Source organism: Paracoccus sp. (in: a-proteobacteria) (assembly GCF_039808215.1).
In the GTDB taxonomy this organism is placed as follows: domain Bacteria; phylum Pseudomonadota; class Alphaproteobacteria; order Rhodobacterales; family Rhodobacteraceae; genus Paracoccus.
This window is the reverse complement of sequence record NZ_JBDHSP010000001.1, coordinates 23,579-49,070: the sequence shown is the minus strand read 5'-3', so window position 1 is coordinate 49,070 and position 25,492 is coordinate 23,579. Positions and strand designations below refer to the sequence as shown.

The window sequence follows — 25,492 nt, the reverse complement described above, 5'->3', positions numbered from 1 at the left end:
CGGCAGCACTTCCCCGGGGTATCTCGGCAAACGGAAAGCGGCTCAGCCCTCGATCTTGCCGAAATCGGCGATCAGGCGACCGGCTTCGCGGATGCGATTGAGCAGGTTCAGGCGGTTGCGGCGCACCACCTGATGCTCGGTGTTGATCTGCACCGCCTCAAAGAATGCGTCGATGGGGGCGCGCAGGCTGGCGATGGCAGCCATGGCGGCGGGGAAGTCCTCGGATTTGACCGCAGCTCGGATCGCGGGTTCGGCGGTGTCGAGTGCCGTAAACAGCGCGCGTTCCTGATCGGTTTCGGCGAATTTCGGGTCGGCCCCGAAGCTGTATTCGACGCCGTCCTTTTCCTCGGCCTGCGCAAGGATGTTGCCGGCGCGTTTCAGCCCTTGCAGCAGGTTCGGGCCGTCCGCGGTCTTCAGCACGTCCGTAAGCGCGGTGGCGCGGTTCACCAAGAGCACGAGGTCGTCGTTGCCGGGCATGGTCAGCACGGCGTCGATGATGTCGTGGCGGATGCCCTGGTCCTTGAGGAAAACCTTCAGGCGGTCGTGGAAGAAGGTGAGGAGGTCGGTCGATTTCGTCCGAACCGTAGGCCGAACATCAATGTCGGACAGACGGCGGGAGGCGTGGTCATATTCCTCAAGCAACGCATCAAAGCTGCGCTGGCTGACCCCTGTGGCGCCGGCAAGGCTGATAAGGTCCAAGACCGGGCGCTGAACACGGTGGGAAGCAAAAAATGTCTCCCACGGCGAAAGCATGAGAGCAAAGACAGCACGCAGCTCGATGCGCAACTGATTCTCACAAAGCAGACGTATGACCCCTAGGGCGGCACGGCGGAGCGCGAATGGATCCTTGCTTCCCGTGGGTTTCTCGCCGATGGCCCAGAACGCGGTCAACAAGTCCAGCTTGTCGGCTAATGCCACCACAACGGAAACTAGCTCGGTTGGAGCGGCATCGGACGGCCCGAGCGGCGAATAGTGATCGCGGGCGGCATCGGCGACTTCGGCGGGGTGGCCCGCAGCCAGCGCGTAGTAGCGCCCCATCACGCCCTGAAGCTCCGGGAACTCACCCACCATGGCCGAGCGCAGGTCGAGTTTGGCGATCCTCGCCGCCTGCCCGACCTCATCTGGCCCGGCATCGACCAGCCGTGCAAGCTCACGCGCCCACACAGCAACGCGCTCTACCCGGTCGGCCTGCGAGCCAAGATCACTTTGGAAGGTGACGGATTTCAGCCCCTCGGCCCAGGTCCCCATGCCGGCTTTCGCCTCACGCAGGTCCAGTTCCCAGAAGAAAGCCGCATCCGCCAGGCGCGCGGCAAGCACGCGCTGGTTGCCCTTGAGGATGGTCTCGCCGTGGTCGGGGGTCTCGATATTGGCGACGGTGACGAAGCCCTCGATGCGGCCGGTTTTCGGGTTCAGCGCCGAGAAGAACTTCTGGTGTTCCTTCATCGAGGTCTGCAGCACCTCGGGCGGCAGGGTCAGGAACCGCTCCTCGATCGCGCCCAACAGCGGCACCGGCCATTCGACCAGCCCCGCGACCTCTGAGAGCAGCCCCTCGTCGGGGACGATCTGCCAGCCGCGGGCGAAGGCGAGGTTTTCCGCCTCTTGCCGGATCGCGGCGGCGCGCTCGGCGGGGTCCAGCATGACGCGGGCGCGGCGCAGCTTCGCGGCGTAATCGTCAAAGCCCGAAACGCTGAAGGCGCCGGGCGCCATGAAGCGGTGGCCGCGGGTCATGTTGCCGGCGCGGATGCCGTCGATCTGGAACGGCACCACATGGGCGCCGGATTCGTCCGAAAGCAGGCAGATGATGGAATGCAGCGGCCTGACCCAGCGCAGGGCCCCAGAACCCCAGCGCATCGACTTGGGCCAGGGAAAGTTGCGGATCGCGCCCTCAAGCACCTCGGCGACGATTTCCGCCGCCGGACGGCCGGGGCGGGTGATGGTGGCGAACCAGACCTGGCCCTTCTTGTCGTCGCGGGCCTCAAGCTGGTCGCGGGTCAGCCCGGCGCCGCGCAGAAATCCCTGCAGCGCCGCCTCGGGGGCGTCCACGCGCGGGCCCTTGCGTTCCTCGCGCGTGGTCGGGCTTTCGGCGCTCAGACCTTCAAGCGCCAGCACCAGCCGGCGCGGCGTGGAAAACACCCCGACTGATGCATAGGTCAGCCCGGCCTCGACCAGCCCGTCGGTGACCAGCTTCTTCAGGTCCTCGCGGGCGCGGGCCTGCATGCGCGCCGGAATTTCTTCCGAGAACAGCTCGATCAGAAGTTCGGGCATCAGTCCATCACTCCGCGTTCGGGGGTCTTGTCGTTGAATTGGTGCCAGGAGAAGGCGCGGCCGTCGGGATAGGCGACGATCACCCGGTCCACGTCGGGCCGAATCTCGGACTGGCCGAGGAAGGCGCGGGCGGCGCCGCTGGCCAGGTCCTGGGTCAGCCCCTTGGCGTTATAGCACTGAAACCAGCGCGGCCCGTTCAGCGGCGTCGCATCCGGATAGGGCGCGGCATCGGCAAGCTCCTTCACGTCCAGCGTGAAGCAGGCGCGATAGCGGATGGGCGAGCTTTTGGCGTCGATGGCCTTGAAGCCCTGGATGGCCACCGGATGCGTGGCGCCGGCGGTGTCGGTGATGACGATTTCCTGCGCGCCGGTGATCTCGTCCACGTCCTCGTAAAAGCCGTAGACCTGCAGATACCAGACCACGATGCCGGTCATCACCGCGATCAGCACCAGCATGGAAACGACGATCTTGCCCGAGGTCATGCGACACCTTTTTCGTCAAGGCCCGCGGCCTCGGTGGTCAGGAACAGGTCGGCGCAGCGCTTGGCCAGCGCCCGCACCCGGCCGATATAGGCCTGGCGTTCGGTCACCGAGATGACGCCGCGCGCGTCCAGAAGGTTGAACAGATGGCTGGCCTTGATCGTCTGGTCATAGGCCGGATGCGCCATGGGGATGCGGCGGCCCGCAGCGTCGTCTTCCGCCGCCGACAGGGTGCGGTCGCATTCGGCCTCGGCATCGGCGAAATGCTGGAACAGCATCTGCGTGTCGGCCTGGTCGAAGTTCCAGCGCGAATATTCGCGCTCGGCCTGGCGAAAGATGTCGCCATAGCTCAGCGGGATCGGCGCATCGGGGCGGTTGAAGGGCATGTCCATCACATGCTCGATGCCCAGCACATACATGGCGAGCCGTTCCAGCCCGTAGGTCAGTTCGCCCGAGACGGGACGGCAGTCATGGCCGCCGACCTGCTGGAAATAGGTGAACTGGCTTACCTCCATGCCGTCGCACCAGACCTCCCAGCCCAGGCCCCAGGCGCCAAGCGTCGGGCTTTCCCAGTCGTCCTCGACAAAGCGCACGTCATGGGCCAGCGGATCGAGGCCGATGGCCTTGAGGCTGCCCAGATACAGGTCCTGCAGATCGGGCGGGCTGGGCTTGATGATGACCTGATACTGGTAATAATGCTGCAGCCGGTTCGGATTCTCGCCATAGCGGCCGTCGGTCGGCCGGCGCGAGGGCTGGACATAGGCCGCGGCCCAGGGCCGCTGGCCCAGGCTGCGCAGCGTGGTGGCCGGATGGAAGGTGCCCGCGCCCACCTCCATGTCATAGGGTTGCAGCACCGCGCAGCCCTGCCCCGCCCAATAGGATTGCAGCCGCAGGATCACGTCCTGGAAGCAGACGGGTTTCGCCGTCTGATTGTCCTTTGGGCTGGTCATCTCTGCATCCTTCGGCAAAACTGGCAGGAAATGTCAGCCGCCTTCTAGGCACAGGGCGGCGCAGGGTCAATGAGAGGGACTTGCATGCGCTTTGCTTTCATCATCGGCGCGGCGCTGCCGCTCTTTGCGGCCGCGCCCGCCTTGGCCGAGGATGTGGTGATCCGCATCGAGGCGCGGCGCAGCGCCGAGGCCGCGCAGACCGCCGCCGATGCCTGGGGCGCGTCCTTTCCGGACGTGGTGACTTTCCCGCTGGCCGAGGGCTGGTTCGCCATCGCGCTGGGGCCGATGCCGCGCGAGGCCGCCGATGCCCGGCTGGCGGCGCTGAAGACCGAAGGCAAGGTGCCAGGCGACAGTTTTCTCTCGCCCGCAGCTAACCGGGTGCTGACCCCGCTGGCCGGCGCGGCCCCGGCGGCCCCGGCCCGCGCGCCGCAACCGGCGACCGCGCCCGGCTCGACCTTCCGGCCGGGCGAGATGTCGCAGCCCACGCCGGAGGGGGCCGAGGCGGCGCTGGACGATCTGGCCGGCGAGGACGGCGCCGAGGTCGCATCGGCACCCGAGCCCGCGCCCGAGGCGGTGCCCGCCCCCGAACCCGCACCCCTACCCGCGGCGCCGCAGTTCTTCATGCGCATCGAATCCAGCAGTGATCGCCTCAAGGCCGAGGAGATGCTGACGAAATGGCGCCGCACCCTGCCCGAGGCCGGGCTGTGGGCGCTGCCCAACGGCCACCACGCGGTCGGCTTCGGCCCCATGGACGAGACGACCGGCAAGGCCTGGCTCAGGGCGTTCCGCGCCGCCGGGGTGGTGCCCGAGGATGCCTTCCTGGCCCCTGGCGCCGAGATGGGCGAGCTTGAAATCATCGGCGCCAGGCCGGACCTGGCGCCGCCGCCCGATCCGGACGCCGCGCCCGTCGCCATGCCCGACCTGGCCGAGGTGCAGCGGGCGCTGCGCTGGGCCGGCCATTACGACGGCGCCATCGACGGCAAGGACGGGCCGATGACGCGCGAGGCGATCGCCGCCGAGATCGTGCGCCTGCGCGCCTCGCCCGAACCGGGGGCGGCGATGGCGGAGCTGCTGCGCCGGCGCGAGGCCTGGCGCCAGGAGATCGGCCTGACAACGCTCAGTGACAGCCACACCGGGCTCAGCCTGCCAGCGCCGATGGACAGGCTGCAGTTCGACCGCGCCGAACGGGCGCTGTCGATCTACGGACCCCGGAACGGCTCGGGCGCGGCGCTGATCCTGTTCTCGCAACCCGGCGGCCAGCAGGAGATGCTGGACCTGGCCGGGCTGGTCACCGCGCTGGGCTGGGTGCCGGCGCCCGAACGCAGGGTGGAACGCGGCAGCATCCTGCTGGACGGGCGCAACCAGACCCATATCGGCCATGCCGAGGGCACGGTGGTCGATGGCCGCGTGCAGGGCTTCGTGCTGATCTGGCCGCTTTCGGACCCCGAGGGCCAGCGCCGGCTGGCGGCCGAGATCTCGGACAGGCTGGCGCGATTTGCCCCCGGCGCCGGCGAGGTGGGTACCGCCATTCCCGCCGCGGACTAGCCGCGCCAGAAGCGCGGCAGCAGCAGGACATAGACCGACAGCAGCTCCAGCCGGCCGACATACATGCCGGCGATCATCAGCCATTTCGAACTTGCCGGCAGGTCCGAGACCGAGCCGTTCCCGGTCAGTTCCGGCCCCCAGACCACGCCGACATTGGCGATGGCGGTCCATGCCCCGGTCAGCGCCGTCCGCGGATGCAGCCCGGTCAGCGCCAGCCCGACGATCAGCAGGCCAAAGCTGAGGATGAACAGGGTAAAGAAGGCCATGACCGAATTCACCACATCCTCGTCAAGCGGGCGGTCGTCGTAAAGCAGCGGAAACACCCGGTGCGGCGACTGCATGCGCCGCAATTGCGCCTTGATCGCCTGGAACAGCACCAGATAGCGAAACACCTTCACCGAACACGAGGTCGAGCCGGTGCAGCCGCCGATCAACCCGACCACCACCAGCACGGCAAAGGGGAAATGCCCCCATTGCGTGACATCGGTCGAGGCGAAACCGGTGCCGGAAAACGTCGAGATCACGTTGAACGTCGTCTCGCGGATCACGTCGAACGGCCGCGCCGCCCCCTGCCAGAGCAGCCGGTAGATGACGATCGCCAGGATGGCGTAGAAGGTCCAGCGCAGATAGGCACGCACCTGGATGTCGCGCCACAAGGGCGTCGCCTGGCCGCGGATCAGTTGCACCATGCGGATGAAGGGGATCGAGGCCAGGATCATGAACACCGAGGCCGCATATTCCGCCGGGCCGACAAAGGGCGTGAAACTGGCGTTGAGATGGGAAAACCCGCCGGTCGAGCAGGTCGAAAGCGCCAGCACCAGCGCATCATAGCCGGTCATGCCCAGCAGGATGAACACGATCATGCAGGCCGCGCTCATGGCGATATAGACGCCGGTCATCTCGCGCGCGATGTCGAAGGCACGCGGCAGGATCTTGCCCAGCGTGTCAAACCCCTCCGAGCGGAAGAACTGCATGCCGCCGACCTTCATCACCGGCAGAAAGATCATCGCCACGACGATGATCCCCAGCCCCCCGGCCCAGTTCAGGAAGGCGCGCCACAGGTTCGTGCCCCTGGGCAGGCCGTCAAGGTCGGGAAACACCGTGGTGCCGGTGGTGGTGACCCCCGACATCGCCTCGAAATAGGCGTCGGTAAAGCCCACCCCCGGCGCCCCCAGCATGAAGGGCAGTCCCCCGGCGACCGGCACGATCAGCCACAGCATCGCGGTCAGCAGAAACACCTGCTGGATGTTGAGCGAACTTTCCCTGCGCCGCGTGGCCAGCGCCACCAGCCCCCCCGCCAGCATGGTCAGGAAACCGCATTCCAGAAAGACCAGCCAATGCGGGTCGCCATGCCACAGATCGACGATCATCGGCAGCGCCATCGTCGCGCCCAGCGTGACGACGATCTTGCCGACTATGTTGGCCACCGGGCGGGTATCGATCATGCCGACCTGCTTGCCCCGGCGCCACGCACCCGTCAAGCGCGCCGCCGCTTGCGCGCCCCTCGACCAGCCCCTATAGAGGGCGCGACGCGGGTGTAGCTCAATGGTAGAGCAGCAGCCTTCCAAGCTGAATACGTGGGTTCGATTCCCATCACCCGCTCCAGTTTCGCCTGGCCTCGCCCTTTCGCTCTCGCGCCGCGCGTCCTATATCGGGCCGGTCCGGTTCGAAAGGTATCCCATGTCCCGCAAAGCCATGCAGCGCCTGTCCTTCTTCCTGCTGATGGGCTTGACGCTTTACGCCGCGATCCTGGGCGCGGGCTGAGGGGGCAGGCATGGCAAGGCGTTTCGGCGGCCGCTTCTCGCCGCAACCTCGCGAGGAGGGGCGCGACCGCGGCCTGGCGCCGGACCAGGTCCGGCATCCGCTGCAGTCGCGCACGCGCTGGATCACGCTGATGGCGGCGCCGCTGCTGCTCAGCGCCTTCTGGCAGGATCCCGCGGGCCTGGTGACGCAGTTTGCGGGCTTTGCCGCCATCGCCTCGGGCATGTGGCTGACGCGCGAGGGGCTGCAGGCCGAGGCGGCCTATGATGCCCGCCGCGTCGCGCGCCGCCCGGCCGTGCCGCGCAAGCTGTTCGGCGCCCTGCTGACCGGGCTGGGGCTGGCGCTTGGCGCCCATGTGCCGGGGGCCTTGGCCGGCGCCGCGGTGATCGGCGTCGCGGGGGCGGTGCTGCACTGGCTGGCCTTCGGCAGCGATCCCCTGCGCGACAAGGGCATGGCGGGCCTCGACGGCGTGCAGCAGGACCGCGCCCGGCGCGTCGTCGGCGAGGGCGAGGCGCATCTTGCCGCGATGCAGCAAGCGATCCTGCATACCGGCGACCGCCGGCTCGAGGCGCGCGTCGCCGTCTTCGCCGCCACCGCGCGCGAGCTTTTCGCCCATATCGAGGACGATCCCGACAGCATCGCGGCCCTGCGCCGCTATCTGGGCGTCTATCTGCAGGGCGCAAGCGCGGCGACGGTCAAGTTCTCCGAGCTTTACGCCCGCGGCCGCGACGCGCGCGCGCGGCAGGACTATGAATCGCTGCTGGACGATCTTGAACGCGAATTCGCCGCCCGCATCGCCCGGCTGCGCGAGGGCGGGCGCAGCGACCTCGACATCGAGATCGGCGTATTGCGCGAACGTCTGGCGCGCGAGGGGCTGGCGCCCGCCGCCGAAGCCGCGCCGCGGCCGATGACCATGGACGACTTGCTGATGCCACGCCCGGGTGAAAAGCAGCCGCGCTGATGCCACGCTTTGCCCTGCTCATCGAATATGACGGCGGCCCGTTTTCCGGCTGGCAGGCCCAGGCCGAGCGGCCCAGCGTGCAGGGCGCCATCGAGGCGGCCCTGGCGCGGCTTGATCCCGGCTTTGCCGCCGGCGCCCGCATCGCTGCCGCCGGCCGCACCGATGCCGGCGTGCATGCGACCGGCCAGGTGGCCCATGCCGATCTGGCCCGCGACTGGGAGCCGTTCCGCCTGTCCGAGGCGCTGAACTGGCACCTGAAACCCGCGCCGGTGGCCATCCTCGCCGCAGCAAGGGTGGCCGGGGATTTCCACGCCCGCTTCTCGGCCGTCGAGCGGCGCTACCTGTTCCGGCTACTGGCGCGCCGCGCCCCGGTCACGCATGATCGGGGCCGCGTCTGGCAGGTGCTGAACCCGCTTGACCTTGCGGCGATGCGCGCAGGCGCGGCGCATCTGCTGGGGCAACACGATTTCACCACCTTCCGCTCAAGCATGTGCCAGTCGGCCAGCCCGGTGAAGACCCTCGATGACATCGGCATCACAGAACACGAGGCGCCGCAGGGCCGCGAATACCGCTTTACCCTGCGGGCACGGTCCTTCCTGCACAATCAGGTGCGCTCGATCGTCGGCACGCTGGAGCGCGTCGGCGCCGGTGCCTGGCCGCCCGACCGCGTGGCCGAGGCGCTGGCCGCGCGCGACCGCGCCGCCTGCGGCCCGGTCTGCCCGCCGCAGGGGCTGTATCTGACCGGCGCCGGCTATGCGCAGGACCCGTTCGCCGCGGGCGGCTGACGGCTCAACCCGGTGCCTGCCACAGGTCGCGCAGACCCTCCGCCATGTCCACCCCGGCCTTGAAGCCCAGCCGCGCCCGCGCCGCCGCCGGGCTGCCGCAAGAGCTGCGGATGTCGCCCTGCCGCGCCGGCGCATGTTCGATGCGCGAGGGTCCGCGCCCGGCCACCGCGTCGATCGCCGCCACCAGATCCAGCAGCGTGGTGCCGGTGCCGGTGCACAGGTTGAAGACCTCGGCCCCCGGTGCCCTGCCCAGAAAGCGGCGCGCGGCCAGCAGGCCCTCGACGATGTCGCGCACATGGATGAAGTCTCGGCTCTGGCCGCCGTCGCCAAAGACCAGATGCGGCCGGTCGGCCCGCCGGTTGGCGCAAAAGCGCGAGATCACCCCGGCATAGGGCGAGGCCGCATCCTGGCGCGGCCCATAGACATTGAAAAAGCGCAGCCCGACCGAAGGCAGCCCATGCACCGCTGCCATGGCCCGCGCCTGATGCTCTCCGGCCAGCTTGTCGGCGGCATAGGGCGAAAGCGGCAGCGGCAGGCTGGTCTCATGGCATTGGTCGCTGCCCTGGTCGCCATAGACCGCCGCCGACGAGGCATAGATCACCGGCAGGTTGCCGGCGCGCCGCGCCGCCTGAAGCACCGCGAGGGTGCCGCCCAGGTTCACGCCGTGCCCAGCCTGCCAATGTGCGATGCAGGCCTGCACCGAAACCATCGCCGCAAGATGGAACACCGTCCCGGCATCGGCAAGCAGCCGGTCCAGCAGATCCGCGTCCCGCACATCGCCGCGCACCAGGCGCACCCCCCGGGGCAGATTGTCGCACCGGCCGGTCGACAGGTCGTCAAGCACCAGGACGTCATCGCCGGCGGCCAGCAGCCGCTCGACCAGATGGCTGCCGATGAAGCCGGCCCCGCCCGTCACCAGAACCTGTCGCGGCAAGCGCCCTTGTCCCTATTTGCGGCCGCGGCGGCGGGGTCTTTCGTCCTTGTGCATGACGATCAGCACGGTGCGCCAGATGATCCACAGGTCCAGCGCCATGGTGCGGTTGCGCTGATAGATCAGGTCGATCTTCAGCTTGGTCGGCAGACAACGGCGGGCATAGGCGGCCTCGGTCGTCTCGGCGCTGGTGCAGCCGCGCAGGATGCGGTCCTCGTGCCGGTGATAGATCAGCGTCGCAAGCCCGGTGACCCCGGGCCGGTTCTTCAGCACCTGGCCGTAAACCTCGGGATAGCGCTCGACATATTCGCGGATGGTCGGGCGCGGCCCGACAAAGCTCATGTCGCCCTTCAGGATATTGAAAAGCTGCGGCAATTCGTCGATGCGGCTGCGGCGCATGAAATGGCCCAGGGGCGTGATGCGCCAGTTCTTGTGCGCCCCGGTCACGCCGAAATCGCCGTCTTGCTGCAGCATGGTGCGGAACTTGAGATGCATGAAACTGCGGCCCGGCGCGCACATCCGCGGCGCGGCGTAAAAGATGGGCCGGCCCTGCACGCAAAGCAGCACCAGCGCCATGATCGCCATGACCACCGAAAGCGGGATCAGCAGCAGCAGTGCGAAGGTGAAGTCGAACAGGCGCTTGGCGATCGGCATGGGCCTGACATCGCGGGCGTGCTGCTCGCGCCGGAACCAGGACATCTCATGTCCGGTCAGCGTGGCGACACGGGCCACAGCGGTCTTTTCCCAGTCTTGGTGAATCGTCACAACCCGGATCCCGTGCACCTGCTCAATGTCTCTGGCTAGCACGGCGTCAAGGGTTTTGGAACGTCCGCAGGCCGCAAACGGCGCAAGACTTGCGCAACCGTGTCCTTTCGGCCAGTCTTTGCCCATCCGAAACAGTCGGGACGGGACCGATGCGGAAATTCCTGGTGGTTCTGGACGATTCGCGCGAATGTCTGAACGCCATCCGCTATGCCGCGCTGCGCGCCGCCAATACCGGCGGCGGGGTGCAGGTGCTGGCGGTGATCGACGCCAAGGCCATCCATCACGGCATCGGCGTCGCCGATCTGATGCGCGCCGAGGCCTATGAGCGCATCGAGGCGCATTTCGAGGTCTTTGCCAAATGGATGCGCGCCCGCCCCGGAGTCGAACCCGAACTGGTCGTGCGCGAGGGCGAACCGGGCAACGAACTGCTGGCGCAGATCAGCGCCGACCCGCAGATCGGCGTGGTGGTGCTGGCGGCGGCGACCGAAAGCACCGGGCCAGGGCCGCTGGTGACGCGGCTGATGCGCGAGATGGCCTCGCTGCCCTGCCCGATCACCATCGTGCCCGGCAATATCTCGCGCGAGCGTCTGGAACAGGTGACCTGAGCGCTTTTGTCGCATTTCCCGGGCCGCGGCTTGACTTGCGCCCATGGCGATCCCCATATCGCCGGACAAAGGAGCACCGCCCATGTTCATCCAGACCGAGACCACCCCGAACCCCGCCACGCTGAAATTCCTGCCGGGCGAGACCGTGCTGGGCGCCGGCGGCACCGCCGATTTCCCCGAGGCCGAGGCCGCTAGCGCCAGCCCGCTGGCCCGGCGCATCTTTGCCGTCCCGGGCGTCGCCGGCGTATTTCTCGGCGCCGATTTCGTCACCGTGACCAAGACCGATGCCGCGGTCTGGGACCATCTGAAACCCTCGGTCCTGGGCGCGATCATGGAGCATTTCCAGTCCGGCGCCCCGGCGATCGAAGGTGCGCCGGCTGCCAGCGCGCATCGCGACCATGACGGGCCGGACGCCGATATCGTCAACCAGATCAAGGAACTGCTTGACACCCGCGTACGCCCGGCCGTGGCGCAGGACGGTGGCGACATCACCTTTCACGGCTTTGACCGCGGCGTGGTCTATCTGCACATGCAGGGCGCCTGCGCCGGCTGCCCCTCTTCGACGCTGACGCTGAAGATGGGCATCGAGAACCTGCTGCGCCACTATATCCCCGAGGTGACCGAGGTCCGCCCCATTGGCTGAGCCACTTTCGCTGGGTTTCGACACATCGGCCGCGCATTGCGCGGCCGCTTTGCTACAGGGCGACCGCGTCCTGGTCCAGCGCCACGAGGAAATGGCCAGGGGCCAGGCCGAGCGGCTGATGCCGCTGCTGATCGAACTTCTCGACGAGGCCGGCCAAGGCTGGCGCGATCTGGCGGTGATCGGCTGCGGCACCGGGCCGGGGAATTTCACCGGCATCCGCATCGCGGTGGCGGCGGCACGCGGCCTGGCGCTGTCGCTGTCGATCCCCGCCATCGGCGTCAGCCTGACCGAGGCCGCGGCGCACGGCCTGCCGCGCCCCTGCCGGGTTGCGGTGCCGCTGCGCATGGGCGAGGTGATCTGGCAGGATTTCGCCCCCGACCCGCAGAGCCTGCCACAGCAGGCGCCGGCGCTGGACCTGCCGCCCGGCCCGCGCCCCCTGCCACCGGCCATGCCGCTGGCCGAGGCCATCGCCCGCATCGCGCTGCTGCGCCGCACGCAGCCCGGCCAGCCGCGCCCGGCACCGATCTATCTGCGCCCCGCCGACGCCGCCCCGGCGCGCGACCGCGGCCCGGTCATGCTGTCGTGACCCCGGCCGAACTGGCGGCGCTGCACGCCTGCTGCTTTCCCGCCCATCCCCGTCCATGGACGGCGGCCGAATTCGCGGATCTGCTGGCCGGGCCGCGGAACTTTCTGCTGCTGCGCCCGCAGGGCTTTCTGCTGGGCCGCAGCGTCGCCGACGAGGCCGAGCTGCTGACCCTGGTCGTCGCCCCCGCGGCGCGGCGCCAGGGTATCGCCGCGGCGCTGCTGGCCGAATTTGCCGCCGCGGCGCGCCTGCGCGGGGCGTGTGCGGGTTTTCTCGAGGTCGCCGCGGACAATGCCGCGGCGATCGCGCTTTACGACGGCGCCGGCTGGACCCGGGCCGGGCTGCGGCGCGGCTATTATGCGCCGGGCATCGATGCGCTGGTCATGCGCCGCGGCCTCTGACACCCGCGACAAGGTTGTTGACGGAATTTGGGCCATGCGCCCTAATCCGCACATCCTGGGCTGACTCGCCCGCAAACCGCTTTGAGGTTCGTGATGTCGCTGATGAAATCGCTGCTGTCCGGCGCCTGCCTGACCCTGCTGCCCGTGGTGGTGGCGGCCGATCCGGCGCTGATCTTCGATCTGGGGGGCAAGTTCGACAAGTCCTTCAACGAGGCGGCCTACGTCGGCGCCGAGCGCTGGAAGGCCGAGACCGGCGGCAGCTACAAGGAACTCGAGATCCAGTCCGAGGCCATGCGCGAACAGGCGCTGCGGCGGCTGGCGCAATCGGGGGCCAATCCCATCGTGATGACCGGCTTTGCCTATGGCGAAGTGCTGAACAAGATCGCCCCCGACTATCCCGAGACGAAATTCGTCATCATCGACACCACCGTGGATCAGCCCAATGTGCAATCCGTGGTCTTCGCCGAAGAGCAGGGCTCCTATCTGGCCGGGGTGATGGCGGCCAGGGCGTCGAAATCGGGCACCGTGGGCTTTGTCGGCGGCATGGACATCCCGCTGATCCACAAGTTCGAATGCGGCTATGCCCAGGGTTTCAAGGCCACCAACCCCGAAGGCAAGCTGATCATCAACTATACCGGCACCACGCCCGCGGCCTGGAACGACCCGGTGAAAGGGGGCGAACTGGTCAAGGCGCAGGTCTCGCAGGGGGCGGACGTGATCTATGCCGCGGCTGGCGGCACCGGCATCGGCGTGCTGCAGGCGGCGGCGGATGCCGGCATCCTGTCGGTGGGCGTGGACAGCAACCAGAACCACCTGCACCCGGGCAAGGTGCTGACCTCGATGGTCAAGGGCGTGGACAATTCCGTCTTCGAGGCCTTCAAGGCCGGGACCGAGGTGGCGCCGGGGATCAAGGTGATGGACCTCGCCTCGGGCGGGGTGTCGGTGGCCATGGACGACAACAACAAGCCGCTGGTCACCCCCGAGATGGCCGAGGCGGTCGCTGCCGCCAGCAAGGGCATCACCGAGGGCACGATCAAGGTGCATGACTACATGACCGACAATACCTGCCCGGTGCAGTGATGACGGTGCCCGCCGGCCCGGACGGCCCGCCCCCCGCGATCGAATTGCGCGGGATCTCCAAGGCGTTCGGGCCGGTCGCGGCCAATCGCGGCATCGACCTGAGGGTGCCGCGCGGCACCATCCACGGCATCATCGGCGAGAATGGCGCCGGGAAATCCACCCTGATGTCGATCCTTTACGGATTCTATCGCCCCGACGCGGGCGAGATCCTGATCGACGGCCGGCCCATCGCCATCGGCGACAGCCAGACCGCGATCCGCGCCGGCATCGGCATGGTGTTCCAGCATTTCAAGCTGGTGCGGAATTTCACCGCGCTGGAGAATGTCATCCTTGGCGCCGAGGACGGCGGCCTGCTGCGCCCCTCGCTGGCGCGGGCGCGTGACGAATTGCGGCGCCTGGCCGAGGAATACGAATTGCAGGTCGATCCCGATGCCCTGATCGAGGACCTGTCGGTGGGCCATCAGCAGCGGGTGGAAATCCTCAAGGCGCTGTATCGCGAGGCCCGGATACTGATCCTCGACGAACCCACCGGCGTGCTGACCCCCGCCGAGGCCGACCATCTGTTCCGCATCCTGCGGGGCCTGCGCGATCAGGGCAAGACCATCATCCTGATCACCCACAAGCTGCGCGAGATCATGGAGATCACCGACAATGTCTCGGTCATGCGCCGGGGCGAGATGGTGGCCTCGGTCAGGACCAGCGACACCAGCCCGGCGGCGCTGGCCGAGCTGATGGTCGGGCGCAAGGTGCTGTTGCGCGTGGAAAAGGACCCGGCCAGCCCCGGCGCGCCGGTGCTGGAAATCCGCGGGCTGCGCCTGGTCGACCGCGACCGGGTGGAGCGGCTGCGCGGCATCGACCTTTCCATTCGCGCCGGCGAGATCCTGGGCATCGCCGGCGTCGCCGGCAACGGCCAGACGCAGCTGCTGGAGATCCTTGGCGGATTCCCGGACCCCGGCAGCCGCATTTCCGGCGAGATCCGGCTGAACGGCCGGGCCCTGCCCCTGCAAGGCGCGGGCAGCGAAGGCCATGCGCGCCGCCGCGCCGGCATCGGCCATGTCCCCGAGGACCGCCAGGCCGAAGGGCTGATCATGGATTTCACCCTGTGGGAAAACGTGGCCTTCGGCTATCACGACGCGCCCGAGTTCCGGCACGGGCCGCTGATGGACCAGGGCGCGATCCGCACTGACGCCGCAGCCAAGATCGAACGCTTTGACATCCGCCCGCCCGACCCAGATCTGGCGGCGCGGAATTTTTCCGGCGGCAACCAGCAGAAGATCGTCGTCGCCCGCGAGGTCGAGCGCAATCCGGACCTGCTGCTGATCGGCCAGCCGACGCGCGGCGTCGACATCGGCGCCATCGAGTTCATCCACAAGCGCATCGTCGCCCTGCGCGACGCCGGCAAGGCGGTGCTGCTGGTCTCGGTCGAGCTGGACGAGATCATGGCGCTTTCGGACCGCATCGCGGTGATGTTCGACGGCCGCATCATGGGCGAGCGGCGGCCCGAACAGGCCAGCACCGCCGATCTGGGCTGCCTGATGGCCGGGATCGAGCCCGAAGATGCGGGCGGGGTCGCAACATGAGATGTCGCATGCCTCCGGCGGGAGTATTTGGGGAACAGAGAATGCCGGGGGAGAGCGGCTGATGGGGCGGATGCCGAAATGGGCGGATGTGATCCTGACGCCGCTTCTGTCGCTGGTCTTGGCCTTTGCGATCTCGGCGCTGGTCATTCTGGCGATCGGCGAAAGCCCGGCCGAGGCGCTGAATGTCATGGTCACCGGCGCGCTGGGATCGAGCTATGGCTGGGGATTCACGCTTTACTACAGCACGAATTTCATCTTCACCGGCCTTGCGGTGATGGTCGCCTATCACGCCGGGCTGTTCAATATCGGCGGCGAAGGTCAGGCCGCCATGGGAGGTCTGGGGGTGGCGCTGGTGGTGCTGGCCCTGCCCTGGCCGCATTGGGCGCTGGCACTGCCGACGGCGGCGATCGGGGCGGCGCTGTTCGGTGCGCTCTGGGCGCTGATCCCGGCCTGGCTGCAGGCGAAACGCGGCAGCCATATCGTCATCACCACCATCATGTTCAACTTCATCGCCGCGGCGGTGCTGAATTATGTGCTGGTAAACCTGCTGCGGCCGGTGGGCAGCATGGACCCGGCCTCGGCCAGCTTTCCGCCCGCGACGCATCTGCCGACGCTTTCGGGCATGGCCGCGGGGCTGGGTCTGACCTGGGGCAAGAACACGCCGGCCAATATCAGCTTCCTGATCGCCGTCGCCGCCTGCCTGGCGGTCTGGCTGCTGATCTGGCGCACGCGGCTGGGCTATGAGATCCGCGCGCTGGGCAAGTCTGAACCCGCGGCGCTTTATGCCGGCATATCGCCGGTCAGGATCACCGTCATCGCCATGCTGATCTCGGGCGGGCTGGCCGGGCTGATGGCGGTGAACAATGTCATGGGCGAGGCACAGCGGCTGGTACTGAACGCCGTCGAGGGCGCGGGATTCATCGGCATCGCCGTGGCGCTGATGGGGCGCAACCACCCGCTGGGGGTGTTCCTGGCGGCGCTGCTGTTCGGGTTTCTGTATCAGGGCGGGGGGGAGCTGGCGCTGTGGACCAGCATTCCGCGCGAGCTGATCGTGGTCATCCAGGCGCTGGTGATCCTGTTCACCGGCGCCCTGGACAACCTGGTGCGCATGCCGCTGGAGCGGCTGTTCGCGGCGCTTGGCCGCAGGGGGGCGTGATGGATCTTGCCACCGTCCTGCAGATCCTTGATTCCGCCGTGCGGCTGATGACGCCCTTGCTGCTGGCCTGCCTGGCCGGGCTTTACTCCGAACGCGCCGGGGTCTTCGACATCGGGCTTGAGGGCAAGATGCTGATGGCGGCCTTCACCTCGGCCTCGGTCGCCTATGCCACGGGCAGCGCGTGGCTGGGGCTGGCGGCGGGCATCGCCGGCGCGCTGGCGCTGAGCCTGCTGCACGGGCTGGCCTCGATCAGCTTTCGCGGCAACCAGCTGATTTCCGGGGTGGCGATCAATTTCCTCGCCTCGGGGCTGACGGTGCTTCTGGGGCAGAAGATCTTCGGGCTGGGCGGGCGCACGCCCTCGCTGCAGGGGGAGGCGCGCTTTCCCGAGATCACCCTGCCCCTTGCCGAGAGCCTGCGCGCCGTGCCGGGGATCGGGCGCATCTATGCCGATCTGGTCTCGGGGCATTCGGTGCTGGTCTATCTGGCCTTCGCCATGGTGCCGCTGACCTGGTGGGTGTTGTATCGCACCCGTTTCGGGCTGCGGCTGCGCGCGGTGGGGGAAAACCCCGCCTCGGTCGATACCGCCGGCGTCTCGGTCACCCGGCTGCGCTATCAGGCGGTGCTGATCTGCGGCGTGCTGTGCGGCATCGCCGGTGCCTATCTGGCCACCGGCATCGCCGCCGGCTTTGTCCGCGAGATGACCGCCGGACGCGGCTTCATCGCCCTGGCGGCGCTGATATTCGCCAAATGGCGGCCCTGGGCGGCGCTGGGGGCCACCTTTCTGTTCGGCCTGCTGGAGGCGGTCGCGAACCGCTTTCCGAACCTTGATCTGGGCATCGTCACCGTGCCCTCGATGTTCATGAACGCGCTGCCCTATGTCCTGACGGTGATCATCCTGGCCGGCTTTGTCGGCCGCGCCGTCCCGCCCCGCGCCGGAGGAGAGCCCTATGTCAAAGAGCGCTGAGCTTGCCCAGCTGGTCCGCAACCTGGCCGGCAGCGAGGCGCCGGAATATGCGCTGGTCCTGGGTTCCGGCCTTGGGCATCTGGCGGCGGCGGTCGAAGGGGTGGCGATCCCCTATGCCGACCTGCCGGGCTTTCCCCCGGCCGGCGTCTCGGGCCATGTGCCGCAGCTGGTGATCGGCCAGCTTGAGGGGCGGCGCGTCGCCGTGCTGGGCGGTCGGGCGCATTACTATGAATCGGGGCGCGCCGATGTCATGCGCCCGGCGCTGGAACTGCTGCGCGATCTGGGCTGCGCCCGGCTGATCCTGACCAATGCCGCCGGCAGCCTGCGCCCCGAGATGCCGCCCGGCTCGCTGATGCTGCTGTCGGACCACATTGCCTTCGCCGGCACCAACCCGCTGATCGGCGAGACCTCCGAGGCGCGTTTCGTGCCGATGACCGCGGCGCATGACCCCGGGATGCGCGCCGGGCTGCGGGCGGCGGCCACGGCCGAGCACATCGCCCTGCCCGAAGGGGTCTATTGCTGGTTCTCGGGGCCCAGTTTCGAGACCCCGGCCGAGATCCGCGCGGCACGGGTGCTGGGCGCCGATGCCGTCGGCATGTCCACCGTGCCCGAGGTGATCCTCGCGCGCTTTCTGGGGCTGGACTGCGCCGCGGTCTCGGTCATCACCAATATGGGGGCGGGGCTGTCGGACGAGGCGATCAGCCACGAGCATACCAAGGCGATGGCGCCGCTGGGCGCCGCCAAGCTGGAGCGGGTGCTGCGCCGGTTCCTGCGCGGCTAGAGCCGGGCCAGCGCCGCCTCGACCACCGATGCGGCGGCGTCCAGATCGCTCAGGCCGGGCAGGGCAAGCGTGGCGTCGCGATTGTCCTCGTAGCGCGCCCGGTGCTTGCCATAGCGCGGGTCGTAATGGTCGCGCATCAGCCCCTCGGCCAGCGACGCCCAGTCGCGGCGTCCGGCCAGTGCCAGCCAGTCCGCGATGCGCTCGGCCGGGTGCAGGGGGCGCAGCAGGTGCAAGAGTTCCGCCACGCGCCCGGGGTCGGCGCAGGCGTCGTCATAGGCGCGCGCGGTATAGGTAGCGCGCTCGGCCAGGGGCACCGCCAGATGCAGGCGGCGCGCGCCGGTGATCGCCTGCCAGACCGCGCGCGGCAGGTTCAGATCGCCAATGCGCGAGCTTTCCGATTCCAGCAGCAGGGGCCGCGTCGGGTCCAGCGCCTCGAGCGCCAGCGCCAGCCGCCCCTCGAATGCCTTTTGGGACGGCTGGCCGCCGGGCATGGCGCCGAACAGGCTGCCGCGGTGATTGGCGAGCCCCTCGAGGTCGATGACCTGATGGCCGCGCGCCGCCAGCCGCTGCAGGATCTCGGTCTTGGCGGTGCCGGTATTGCCCTCCAGCACGATGACCGGCGGCGCGACCGGGGTCTGCTGCACGCGCTCGACCACCATGGCGCGCCAGGCCTTGTAGCCGCCCTCGATGCGGCCGACGCGCCAGCCGATCTGCGCCAGGATGCCGGCAAAGGCGCCCGAGCGCTGGCCGCCACGCCAGCAATAGACCAGGGGCCGCCAGCCGCCGCCATGGCCGGACAGCGGCCCGGCGATATGGCGCGCGGCATTGGCCGCGACCAGGGCCGCGCCCAGCTTGCGGGCGTCAAAGGGGGAAACCTGCTTGTAGACGGTGCCGACGCGGGCGCGTTCCGCATCCGACAGCACCGGCAGGTTGATCGCGCCCGGCAGGTGATCCTCGGCATATTCCGCCGGCGAGCGCGTGTCGATGATGGCGTCGAACCCGGCCAACGCCGGATCCGACAGGGATTTCAGCCGGATGTCCAATTCAATAGACGTAGACCGGCGTGCCCGGCGGCACCTGTTCGTAAAGGTCCATCACCGCCTCGTTGCGCATGCGGATGCAGCCATTCGAAACGGCGCGGCCGATCGAGTTCGGCTCGGTCGTACCATGGATGCGGATGGCGGTGTCATTGCCCTTGGCGTCGTAAAGATACAGCGCCCGCGCCCCCAGGGGGTTGGTCGGGCCGCCCGGCATGCCGTCGGCCCATTTGCCATATTGCTGCGGCTTGCGCTTGATCATCGCCGGGGTGGGCGTCCAGCTGGGCCATTCGGTCTTGCGCCCGACGGTGGCGCGGCCCTTCCAGACCAGCTCGTCCTTGCCGACGGCGACGCCGTAGCGGATCGCCTTGCCCGGCGCCACGACGTGATAGAGGAAGAAATCCTTGGACACGACGACGATGCTGCCCACCTCGAAATCCGGGCGGATCTCGACCTCGGTCGGGGCATAGGGGTCGCGCCTGGTCTCGACCTTGGGTGCGGGCGGCAGTGTCTTGTCCTGGGCGAAAAGCAGCGAGGGCGCCGCCATCAGCGGCAGCGCGGCCATCAGCATCTGTCTGCGGTGCATCTTGCGTCCTGAATCGTAGGGTCCTGACCTTTGCGCCTAGCGGCTTGCGCGGGCCGGATCAACTCAAAGCACCGTGACGCGGTTGAAAAGCGGCGGCGCCGTGCCCAAGTTGCATCGCGAAAGGATGCGGCCATGACCTGCACGACCCGCCTTGCATGCCACGATACGCCGCCGCGGCGCGCGGCGACGCGGGCGCCGCATCTGTGCCGGGGCCGCGGCGGGCGTGGCTGCCGCTGTCACATGACGGCGCGGCGCCGGCTGTCGCGTCCGGTGCTGGCCGGCGACGGCCATCCGCTGCGCTGGCGCCCGGCGGCGCTGGACCTTCAGCCGCTGTTTCCGCCGCCCGCCGCCCTGCCCCGCCGTCCGCAGGCCCCGCCGCTTCCTGTCTGAATTGCGTCTTTCCCGCCATTCTGACAGGACAATCCCATGACACATGATCATCACGACGCCGAGCTGACCGTCACCGGCATGAGCTGCGCCTCTTGCGTGGGGCGCGTGGAAAAGGCGCTGGCCGCAGTGCCGGGCGTGGCGCAGCCGCAGGTGAACCTCGCCACCGGGCGGGCGCATTTCCGGGCGCTGGACGCGGATGCGCTGCCGCGCGCGGTGGCGGCGCTGGAACGGGCCGGCTACCCTGCCGCCGTGCAGGAAACGCGGCTGACCGTCGAGGGCATGAGTTGCGCCTCCTGCACCGGCCGGGTGGAAAAGGCGCTGGCCGCCCTGCCCGGCGTGGCCTCGGCGCAGGTGAACCTTGCCACCGGCAGCGCCAGGGTGCAGCATAGCGCCGCCGTCAGCCCGCAGGCGCTGGCCGATACCGTCACGGCGGCGGGCTACCCCGCGCACGTCCACCGCGACGCGGCCCCGCATCTGCACGACCACGGCGGCGACGCGCGCGGGCTGAAACGCAATTTCCTCATCGCGCTGGCGCTGACGCTGCCGATCTTTCTGGCCGAGATGGGCGGGCATCTTTACCCGCCGCTGCATCACTGGCTGGCGACGGCCATCGGCCAGCGCCCGCTGTGGATCATGCAATTCCTGCTGACCACCGCGGTGCTGGCCGGGCCGGGGCGCATGTTCCTGACCATCGGCTTTCCGGCGCTTATGCGCCGCGCGCCCGAGATGAACAGCCTGGTGGCACTGGGCGCCTCGGCGGCCTGGGCCTATTCCACGGTCGCGACCTTTGCCCCCGGGCTGCTGCCCGCGGGCGCGGTGCATGTCTATTTCGAGGCCGCCGCCGTCATCGTCACCCTGATCCTGCTGGGCCGCTGGCTTGAGGCCCGAGCCAAGGGCCATGCCGGCGACGCCATCCGCCGGCTGGTGGAACTGGCCCCCGCCAATGCCCGCGTCGAACGCGGCGGCCAGATCCGCGAGATCGCCGTGGCCGAGCTGCGCCCCGGCGACGTCGTGCACCTGACCCCGGGCGAGCGTGTCGCCGTGGACGGCGTGCTGACCGAAGGTTCGGGCGCCATCGACGAATCCATGCTGACCGGAGAGCCGGTGCCGGTGCTGAAATTCCCAGGCGACAAGGTGACCGGCGGCACGGTGAACGGCGCCTCGGCGCTGGCTTACCGCGTCACCGCCACCGGCACGGATACGGTGCTGGCGCGCATCATCCGCATGGTCGAGGAGGCGCAGGCCGGCAAGCTGCCGGTGCAGGCGCTGGTCGACCGCATCACCGCGGTCTTTGTCCCGGTGGTGATCGGGCTGGCGATCCTGACCTTCGCGCTGTGGCTGGGCCTGACCGGGGCGCTGGGCCCGGCGCTGGTCGCGGCCATCGCGGTGCTGATCATCGCCTGCCCCTGCGCCATGGGGCTGGCGGTGCCGGTCTCGATCATGGTCGGCACCGGGCGCGGCGCGGAACTGGGCGTGCTGTTTCGCCGCGGCGACGCGCTGCAGCGGCTGGCGGACGCCCGCATCGTCGCCTTTGACAAGACCGGCACGCTGACGCAAGGGGCGCCGGCGCTGACCGCCATCGCCAGCGAAGGGATGGGCGAAAACGACGCGCTGCGCCTGGCCGCCGCGGCCGAGGCGCGGTCCGAACACCCGCTCGCAGCCGCGATCGTCAGGGCGGCGCACGAGCGCGGCCTCGACCTGCCGCCGGCCGAGGGCGTCAGTGCCAGCGCCGGGCGCGGGCTGACGGCACGGGTCGAGGGGCATGCGCTGCTGATCGGCAATGCTGCGGCGCTGCGCGAGGCCGGCATTGCCCCGGCCCCAGCGCTGCTGGCCGCGGCCGAGGCTTGGGCGAAGGACGGCGCGACGCCGGTGCATCTGGCGGTGGACGCCCGCCATGTCGCCGCCATGGCGCTGGCCGATCCGCCCCGCCCCGAGGCCGCCGATACCATCGCCGGGCTGCACGCGCTGGATCTGCAGACGGCGATGATCTCGGGCGACGTGCCGGCGACGGCGCAGGCGGTGGGCGCGCGCCTTGGCATCGACCGCATCACCGCCGGCGTGCTGCCCGAGGGCAAGCTGGCCGCCATCCGTGAGATGGGCGCCGGCACGGTCTTTGTCGGTGACGGCATCAACGACGCCCCGGCGCTGGCCGCGGCGGAGACCGGCATCGCCATCGGCACCGGCACCGATGTCGCCATCGAATCGGCCGAGGTGGTGCTGATCGGCGGCGACACCGGCGGCGTCTTGCGCGCCATCCGCCTGTCGCGGGCGGTGATGCGCAATATCCGCCAGAACCTGTTCTGGGCCTTCGGCTACAACGTGGCGCTGATCCCGGTGGCCATGGGGGTGCTGGTGCCGTTCGGCGGGCCGCAGCTGTCGCCGATGCTGGGGGCGGGGGCGATGGCGCTGTCCTCGGTCTTCGTGGTCAGCAACGCCCTGCGGCTGCGGCGCGCCGGATGAGGCTGCACGCCCTTGCCCTGATCCTGGCGCTGGTGGCGCTGCCCGCCGGCGCCGCGCCGCTGCGCATCCTGGCCTTTGGCGACAGCCTGACCGAAGGTTACGGCCTGCCGCCCAAGGACGGGCTGGTGGCGCAGTTGCAGGACTGGCTGGAGGCGCGCGGCCATGATGTGGTGGTGCTGAACGGCGGGCTGTCGGGCGATACCAGCGCCGGCGGCCGGGTCAGGATCGGCTTTTCGCTGGCCCGTCACAAGCCCGATGCGGTGATCGTCGAACTGGGCGCCAATGACCTGCTGCTGGGCTTTTCCCCGGCCTCGGTCGAGAAGAACCTGAATGCGATCCTGACCCGGGCCGGCAAGGGCGACAAACCGTTGCTGCTGGTCGGCATCGCCACGCCCGATGCCGCCGATCCGGGGCGCGCGGACTGGGCGGCGATCTGGCCGCGGGTGGCGAAAGCCCATGACGCGCTGCTGCTGCCGAATCTGTATCAGCCGCTTTATGACCGCCCGGGCGGGAATTACGCGGACATGCTTCAGCCGGACGGGCTGCATGCCTCGGCCCGGGGCGTCGGGCTGATCGTCGAGACGCTTGGCCCCAAGGTCGAGGCGCTGATCTCCGAAGCCGAATCGCGACGCTGAGCCGGCGCCAGAAACGCCAAAAACCCCGCCTAGGCGGGGTTCATCGCATCCCTGACCGGGCCTCGAATCGACCTGGCCCGGTTCGGGATGGCGTGGGTCAGGCTTTCGCCAGGTCGCGCTTGATCTTCAGCGCGCGGTCCGACAGTTCGGCGTCATTGGCCTTGGCCAGAAAGGCATCCAGCCCGCCGCGGTGATCGACCGAGCGCAGCGCCGCCGCCGAGATGCGCAGCTGGTAGCTGCGGCCCAGCTTGTCCGACAGCAGCGAGACATCGTTCAGGTTCGGCAGAAACCGGCGACGCGTCTTGTTGTTGGCATGAGAGACGTTGTTGCCGCTCATCGGGCCCTTGCCGGTCAGTTCGCAAACGCGCGACATGATCTTGTTCCTTCGATTCGATCCGTGCGGGCGGACCCGCAATATGAAAGGGCGCCGCGTGGCAGCGCCCGGAAATCCGTTGTGGGGAAATACGGCCACCGCCGCCCGGCGTCAAGCCTTTTCGCCCGGGCCAGCCGCCCCGCGCCCCTCCGGCGGCCTGTCCGACAGCATTATCTGGCCGGATTCCAGCGCGATCAGCCGCCGCTTGCGCCACAGCCCGCCGCCATAGCCGGTCAGCGTGCCATTCGCACCGATCACCCGGTGGCAGGGAATCACCAGGCTGATGCGGTTCGCGCCATTGGCCTGCGCCACCGCCCTGACCGCGCGGGGACGGTCGATGCGATGCGCCAGTTCCGCATAGCTGATGGTCTGGCCAAAGGGGATCACCAGCAGTTCTTGCCAGACCCGGCATTGAAAGGGCGTGCCGCGCATGGCCAGCGGCAGCTCGAAGCCGCGCAGCCGCCCGGCGAAATAGGCATCGAGCTGCGCCTCGAGGCGGGCGGTCAGCGCGGTCCAGCCCAGACCCACCGGCCCCGGCAGGCGCCGCAGGCCGGCGGCCAGCACCTCGCGATCGGCGAATTCCAGCAGATGCAGGCGATGGGCATCGGTGACCGCCACCATGCCGCCCAGCGGCGTGTCGATCCAGCCCGCCTGCAGCGCCGCCCCGGCCATGGCCGTCTGGCCCAGCGCGGCGCGAAACAGTTCGGCAAAGCCCGCGGCGCCGTCAGACATGCGCGCCCTCGGCGTCCAGCCAGGCCAGCATGTCGGCGGCGGCGCTGCCGGGATCGGTCTCGCCGCGCGCCACGCTGGCACCGACCGCCTCGAGGCGCGCGCGGGTGGCGGGACGCTCGAGCCGGGCCAGCAGCCCGGCGCGCAGTTCCGACAGGAACCACTGCCGCGCCTGCTCGGCCCGGATGGCGTCGAAATGCCCCTGGTCGCGGCGCCAGTCGGAAAGATGCGTCATCGCGGCCCAGGCCTTGTCCAGCCCCTCACCGGTCTGGGCCGAGACCGGCAGCGCCTTGGGATAGCCGCGCGGGTCATGCGGGCGATGCCGCATCAGCCGTAGCGCGCCCGAGTAATCCGCCACTGTGCGCAGCGCCACCGGGCGCAATTCGCCATCGGCCTTGTTCACCAGGATGATGTCGGCCATTTCCATGATGCCGCGCTTGACGCCCTGCAATTCATCCCCGCCGGCCGGGGCCAGCAGCAGCACGAAGAGGTCCGACATGTCCGCGACCAGGGTTTCGCTTTGCCCGACGCCCACCGTCTCGATCAGCACCACGTCGAAACCCGCCGCCTCGCACAGGCGCACGGTCTCGCGCGTGCGCCGGGCCACGCCGCCCAGTTCCGCGCGCGAGGGCGAGGGGCGGATGAAGGCGTTCGGATCGCGCGAGAGCGTTTCCATCCGCGTCTTGTCGCCCAGGATCGAACCGCCCGAACGCGCCGAACTGGGATCGACCGCCAGCACCGCCACCTTCAGCCCCTGCCCGGTCAGGAGCTTGCCGAAGGTCTCGATGAAGGTGGACTTGCCGACGCCCGGCGTGCCCGACAGGCCGATGCGCAGCGCGCGCCGCTCGGGCAGTTCCGCCAGCAGCGCCACGGCGCGGGCGCGGTGGTCGGGGCGCGTGCTTTCGATCAGCGTGATGGCGCGCGACAGCGCGCGGCGGTTGCCTTGCGTCAGGGGGGTGGTCAAATCGTCCATCTTGTTTCCGGCGTCCCCGTTGCGACGCGGGGGCCGACTGCCCCCGCATCCCCGTGGATATTTGTACAAGGAA

At 69.2% G+C, this 25,492-nt stretch carries 26 protein-coding genes and 1 tRNA gene; 16 read left to right on the top strand and 11 right to left on the bottom strand.

The window, feature by feature from the left end; translation table 11 throughout:
• Positions 1-42: 42 nt before the first annotated feature.
• From glyS to WMK75_RS00255, 3 genes are read right to left on the bottom strand one after another with little or no spacing between them, the layout of a single operon-like run.
• On the bottom strand, positions 43-2,265 hold the full coding sequence (gene glyS / locus WMK75_RS00265) for a glycine--tRNA ligase subunit beta (protein WP_347265647.1): 2,223 nt from the start codon (positions 2,263-2,265) through the stop codon (positions 43-45).
• The gene (locus tag WMK75_RS00260) at positions 2,265-2,747 is read right to left on the bottom strand and encodes a DUF6446 family protein (RefSeq protein ID WP_347265646.1); all 483 of its coding nucleotides are present in this window, start codon (positions 2,745-2,747) and stop codon (positions 2,265-2,267) included. The genes glyS and WMK75_RS00260 overlap by 1 nt, the downstream gene beginning before the upstream one ends.
• A complete protein-coding gene (locus WMK75_RS00255; RefSeq protein ID WP_347265645.1) occupies positions 2,744-3,694 on the bottom strand; it encodes a glycine--tRNA ligase subunit alpha in 951 nt (316 codons plus the stop codon). Before WMK75_RS00255 ends, WMK75_RS00260 begins: the two co-directional genes overlap by 4 nt.
• Before the next feature lie 84 nt (positions 3,695-3,778).
• Here WMK75_RS00255 and WMK75_RS00250 point away from each other — a divergent pair, with 84 nt between their 5' ends.
• The gene (locus tag WMK75_RS00250; RefSeq protein WP_347265644.1) at positions 3,779-5,239 is read left to right on the top strand and encodes a peptidoglycan-binding domain-containing protein; all 1,461 of its coding nucleotides are present in this window, start codon (positions 3,779-3,781) and stop codon (positions 5,237-5,239) included.
• Here WMK75_RS00250 and WMK75_RS00245 read toward each other — a convergent pair.
• The gene (locus WMK75_RS00245; protein ID WP_347265643.1) at positions 5,236-6,684 is read right to left on the bottom strand and encodes a TrkH family potassium uptake protein; all 1,449 of its coding nucleotides are present in this window, start codon (positions 6,682-6,684) and stop codon (positions 5,236-5,238) included. The genes WMK75_RS00250 and WMK75_RS00245 overlap by 4 nt on opposite strands.
• Positions 6,685-6,770: 86 nt before the next feature.
• Between WMK75_RS00245 and WMK75_RS00240 the strand changes: the two genes are divergently transcribed.
• From WMK75_RS00240 to truA, 3 genes are all read left to right on the top strand, one after another.
• Positions 6,771-6,844: transfer RNA gene (locus WMK75_RS00240), tRNA-Gly, on the top strand.
• Positions 6,845-7,013: 169 nt separating this feature from the next.
• Positions 7,014-7,961, top strand: coding sequence for a 5-bromo-4-chloroindolyl phosphate hydrolysis family protein (locus WMK75_RS00235; RefSeq protein ID WP_347265642.1), 948 nt, complete (start codon positions 7,014-7,016; stop codon positions 7,959-7,961).
• A complete protein-coding gene (truA, locus tag WMK75_RS00230; RefSeq protein ID WP_347265641.1) occupies positions 7,961-8,746 on the top strand; it encodes a tRNA pseudouridine(38-40) synthase TruA in 786 nt (261 codons plus the stop codon). Before WMK75_RS00235 ends, truA begins: the two co-directional genes overlap by 1 nt.
• A 4-nt stretch (positions 8,747-8,750) precedes the next feature.
• On the opposite strand, the gene WMK75_RS00225 is transcribed toward truA, so the two are convergent.
• Positions 8,751-9,680: an NAD-dependent epimerase/dehydratase family protein gene (locus tag WMK75_RS00225; protein WP_347265640.1), complete on the bottom strand. Its 930-nt coding sequence runs from the start codon at positions 9,678-9,680 to the stop codon at positions 8,751-8,753.
• Between the two features lie 12 nt (positions 9,681-9,692).
• Complete coding sequence (locus WMK75_RS00220; protein ID WP_347265639.1) at positions 9,693-10,442, bottom strand: sugar transferase; 750 nt, start codon at positions 10,440-10,442, stop codon at positions 9,693-9,695.
• Positions 10,443-10,591: 149 nt separating this feature from the next.
• On the opposite strand from WMK75_RS00220, the gene WMK75_RS00215 reads away from it, so the two are divergent.
• The 9 genes from WMK75_RS00215 (at position 10,592) to WMK75_RS00175 (ending at position 18,236) form a co-directional block, all read left to right on the top strand.
• A complete protein-coding gene (locus WMK75_RS00215) occupies positions 10,592-11,047 on the top strand; it encodes a universal stress protein (RefSeq protein WP_347265638.1) in 456 nt (151 codons plus the stop codon).
• A gap of 82 nt (positions 11,048-11,129) precedes the next feature.
• Positions 11,130-11,690, top strand: a complete 561-nt coding sequence (locus tag WMK75_RS00210; protein ID WP_347265637.1) for a NifU family protein — start codon at positions 11,130-11,132, stop codon at positions 11,688-11,690.
• Positions 11,683-12,276, top strand: a complete 594-nt coding sequence (gene tsaB / locus WMK75_RS00205) for a tRNA (adenosine(37)-N6)-threonylcarbamoyltransferase complex dimerization subunit type 1 TsaB (RefSeq protein ID WP_347265636.1) — start codon at positions 11,683-11,685, stop codon at positions 12,274-12,276. Before WMK75_RS00210 ends, tsaB begins: the two co-directional genes overlap by 8 nt.
• Complete coding sequence (locus tag WMK75_RS00200; RefSeq protein WP_347265635.1) at positions 12,273-12,674, top strand: GNAT family N-acetyltransferase; 402 nt, start codon at positions 12,273-12,275, stop codon at positions 12,672-12,674. The genes tsaB and WMK75_RS00200 overlap by 4 nt, the downstream gene beginning before the upstream one ends.
• Before the next feature lie 93 nt (positions 12,675-12,767).
• Positions 12,768-13,754 (top strand): BMP family ABC transporter substrate-binding protein, encoded by a 987-nt coding sequence (locus WMK75_RS00195; RefSeq protein ID WP_347265634.1) that lies wholly within the window; start codon positions 12,768-12,770, stop codon positions 13,752-13,754.
• Positions 13,754-15,334, top strand: a complete 1,581-nt coding sequence (locus tag WMK75_RS00190; protein ID WP_347265633.1) for an ABC transporter ATP-binding protein — start codon at positions 13,754-13,756, stop codon at positions 15,332-15,334. The genes WMK75_RS00195 and WMK75_RS00190 overlap by 1 nt, the downstream gene beginning before the upstream one ends.
• A gap of 61 nt (positions 15,335-15,395) precedes the next feature.
• The gene (locus WMK75_RS00185; RefSeq protein ID WP_347265632.1) at positions 15,396-16,490 is read left to right on the top strand and encodes an ABC transporter permease; all 1,095 of its coding nucleotides are present in this window, start codon (positions 15,396-15,398) and stop codon (positions 16,488-16,490) included.
• Complete coding sequence (locus WMK75_RS00180) at positions 16,490-17,455, top strand: ABC transporter permease (RefSeq protein WP_347265631.1); 966 nt, start codon at positions 16,490-16,492, stop codon at positions 17,453-17,455. The genes WMK75_RS00185 and WMK75_RS00180 overlap by 1 nt, the downstream gene beginning before the upstream one ends.
• Positions 17,439-18,236, top strand: coding sequence for a purine-nucleoside phosphorylase (locus WMK75_RS00175; RefSeq protein WP_347265630.1), 798 nt, complete (start codon positions 17,439-17,441; stop codon positions 18,234-18,236). The genes WMK75_RS00180 and WMK75_RS00175 overlap by 17 nt, the downstream gene beginning before the upstream one ends.
• Here WMK75_RS00175 and mnmH read toward each other — a convergent pair.
• Positions 18,233-19,279, bottom strand: coding sequence for a tRNA 2-selenouridine(34) synthase MnmH (mnmH, locus tag WMK75_RS00170; RefSeq protein WP_347265629.1), 1,047 nt, complete (start codon positions 19,277-19,279; stop codon positions 18,233-18,235). The genes WMK75_RS00175 and mnmH overlap by 4 nt on opposite strands.
• Position 19,280: 1 nt before the next feature.
• Positions 19,281-19,859, bottom strand: coding sequence for a L,D-transpeptidase (locus WMK75_RS00165; RefSeq protein WP_347265628.1), 579 nt, complete (start codon positions 19,857-19,859; stop codon positions 19,281-19,283).
• Positions 19,860-19,991: 132 nt separating this feature from the next.
• Between WMK75_RS00165 and WMK75_RS00160 the strand changes: the two genes are divergently transcribed.
• Genes WMK75_RS00160 through WMK75_RS00150 form a run of 3 tightly spaced genes read left to right on the top strand, consistent with a single transcriptional unit; the run spans position 19,992 to position 23,344 of the window.
• A complete protein-coding gene (locus tag WMK75_RS00160; RefSeq protein WP_347265627.1) occupies positions 19,992-20,249 on the top strand; it encodes a hypothetical protein in 258 nt (85 codons plus the stop codon).
• Between the two features lie 36 nt (positions 20,250-20,285).
• Positions 20,286-22,709 carry a heavy metal translocating P-type ATPase gene (locus WMK75_RS00155; protein ID WP_347265626.1) on the top strand — a complete coding sequence of 808 codons (2,424 nt, stop codon included), beginning with the start codon at positions 20,286-20,288 and terminating at the stop codon, positions 22,707-22,709.
• On the top strand, positions 22,706-23,344 hold the full coding sequence (locus WMK75_RS00150; protein WP_347265625.1) for an arylesterase: 639 nt from the start codon (positions 22,706-22,708) through the stop codon (positions 23,342-23,344). Before WMK75_RS00155 ends, WMK75_RS00150 begins: the two co-directional genes overlap by 4 nt.
• A gap of 97 nt (positions 23,345-23,441) precedes the next feature.
• On the opposite strand, the gene rpmB is transcribed toward WMK75_RS00150, so the two are convergent.
• From rpmB to meaB, 3 genes are all read right to left on the bottom strand, one after another.
• A complete protein-coding gene (gene rpmB, locus WMK75_RS00145; protein WP_347265624.1) occupies positions 23,442-23,717 on the bottom strand; it encodes a 50S ribosomal protein L28 in 276 nt (91 codons plus the stop codon).
• A gap of 111 nt (positions 23,718-23,828) precedes the next feature.
• Positions 23,829-24,449, bottom strand: a complete 621-nt coding sequence (locus WMK75_RS00140) for a methylated-DNA--[protein]-cysteine S-methyltransferase (protein WP_347265623.1) — start codon at positions 24,447-24,449, stop codon at positions 23,829-23,831.
• Complete coding sequence (gene meaB / locus WMK75_RS00135) at positions 24,442-25,419, bottom strand: methylmalonyl Co-A mutase-associated GTPase MeaB (RefSeq protein WP_347265622.1); 978 nt, start codon at positions 25,417-25,419, stop codon at positions 24,442-24,444. The genes WMK75_RS00140 and meaB overlap by 8 nt, the downstream gene beginning before the upstream one ends.
• Positions 25,420-25,492 lie beyond the last annotated feature (73 nt).

Excerpts from the sequence above, each read along its gene's own strand:
- glyS (WP_347265647.1), bottom strand. The coding sequence starts at position 2,265 with ATGCCCGAACTTCTGATCGAGCTGTTCTCGGAAGAAATTCCGGCGCGC.
- WMK75_RS00260 (WP_347265646.1), bottom strand. The coding sequence starts at position 2,747 with ATGACCTCGGGCAAGATCGTCGTTTCCATGCTGGTGCTGATCGCGGTG.
- WMK75_RS00255 (WP_347265645.1), bottom strand. The coding sequence starts at position 3,694 with ATGACCAGCCCAAAGGACAATCAGACGGCGAAACCCGTCTGCTTCCAG.
- WMK75_RS00250 (WP_347265644.1), top strand. The coding sequence starts at position 3,779 with ATGCGCTTTGCTTTCATCATCGGCGCGGCGCTGCCGCTCTTTGCGGCC.
- WMK75_RS00245 (WP_347265643.1), bottom strand. The coding sequence starts at position 6,684 with ATGATCGATACCCGCCCGGTGGCCAACATAGTCGGCAAGATCGTCGTC.
- WMK75_RS00235 (WP_347265642.1), top strand. The coding sequence starts at position 7,014 with ATGGCAAGGCGTTTCGGCGGCCGCTTCTCGCCGCAACCTCGCGAGGAG.
- truA (WP_347265641.1), top strand. The coding sequence starts at position 7,961 with ATGCCACGCTTTGCCCTGCTCATCGAATATGACGGCGGCCCGTTTTCC.
- WMK75_RS00215 (WP_347265638.1), top strand. The coding sequence starts at position 10,592 with ATGCGGAAATTCCTGGTGGTTCTGGACGATTCGCGCGAATGTCTGAAC.
- WMK75_RS00210 (WP_347265637.1), top strand. The coding sequence starts at position 11,130 with ATGTTCATCCAGACCGAGACCACCCCGAACCCCGCCACGCTGAAATTC.
- WMK75_RS00195 (WP_347265634.1), top strand. The coding sequence starts at position 12,768 with ATGTCGCTGATGAAATCGCTGCTGTCCGGCGCCTGCCTGACCCTGCTG.
- WMK75_RS00190 (WP_347265633.1), top strand. The coding sequence starts at position 13,754 with ATGACGGTGCCCGCCGGCCCGGACGGCCCGCCCCCCGCGATCGAATTG.
- WMK75_RS00185 (WP_347265632.1), top strand. The coding sequence starts at position 15,396 with ATGGGGCGGATGCCGAAATGGGCGGATGTGATCCTGACGCCGCTTCTG.
- WMK75_RS00180 (WP_347265631.1), top strand. The coding sequence starts at position 16,490 with ATGGATCTTGCCACCGTCCTGCAGATCCTTGATTCCGCCGTGCGGCTG.
- WMK75_RS00175 (WP_347265630.1), top strand. The coding sequence starts at position 17,439 with ATGTCAAAGAGCGCTGAGCTTGCCCAGCTGGTCCGCAACCTGGCCGGC.
- WMK75_RS00165 (WP_347265628.1), bottom strand. The coding sequence starts at position 19,859 with ATGCACCGCAGACAGATGCTGATGGCCGCGCTGCCGCTGATGGCGGCG.
- WMK75_RS00160 (WP_347265627.1), top strand. The coding sequence starts at position 19,992 with ATGACCTGCACGACCCGCCTTGCATGCCACGATACGCCGCCGCGGCGC.
- WMK75_RS00155 (WP_347265626.1), top strand. The coding sequence starts at position 20,286 with ATGACACATGATCATCACGACGCCGAGCTGACCGTCACCGGCATGAGC.
- WMK75_RS00150 (WP_347265625.1), top strand. The coding sequence starts at position 22,706 with ATGAGGCTGCACGCCCTTGCCCTGATCCTGGCGCTGGTGGCGCTGCCC.
- rpmB (WP_347265624.1), bottom strand. The coding sequence starts at position 23,717 with ATGTCGCGCGTTTGCGAACTGACCGGCAAGGGCCCGATGAGCGGCAAC.
- WMK75_RS00140 (WP_347265623.1), bottom strand. The coding sequence starts at position 24,449 with ATGTCTGACGGCGCCGCGGGCTTTGCCGAACTGTTTCGCGCCGCGCTG.
- meaB (WP_347265622.1), bottom strand. The coding sequence starts at position 25,419 with ATGGACGATTTGACCACCCCCCTGACGCAAGGCAACCGCCGCGCGCTG.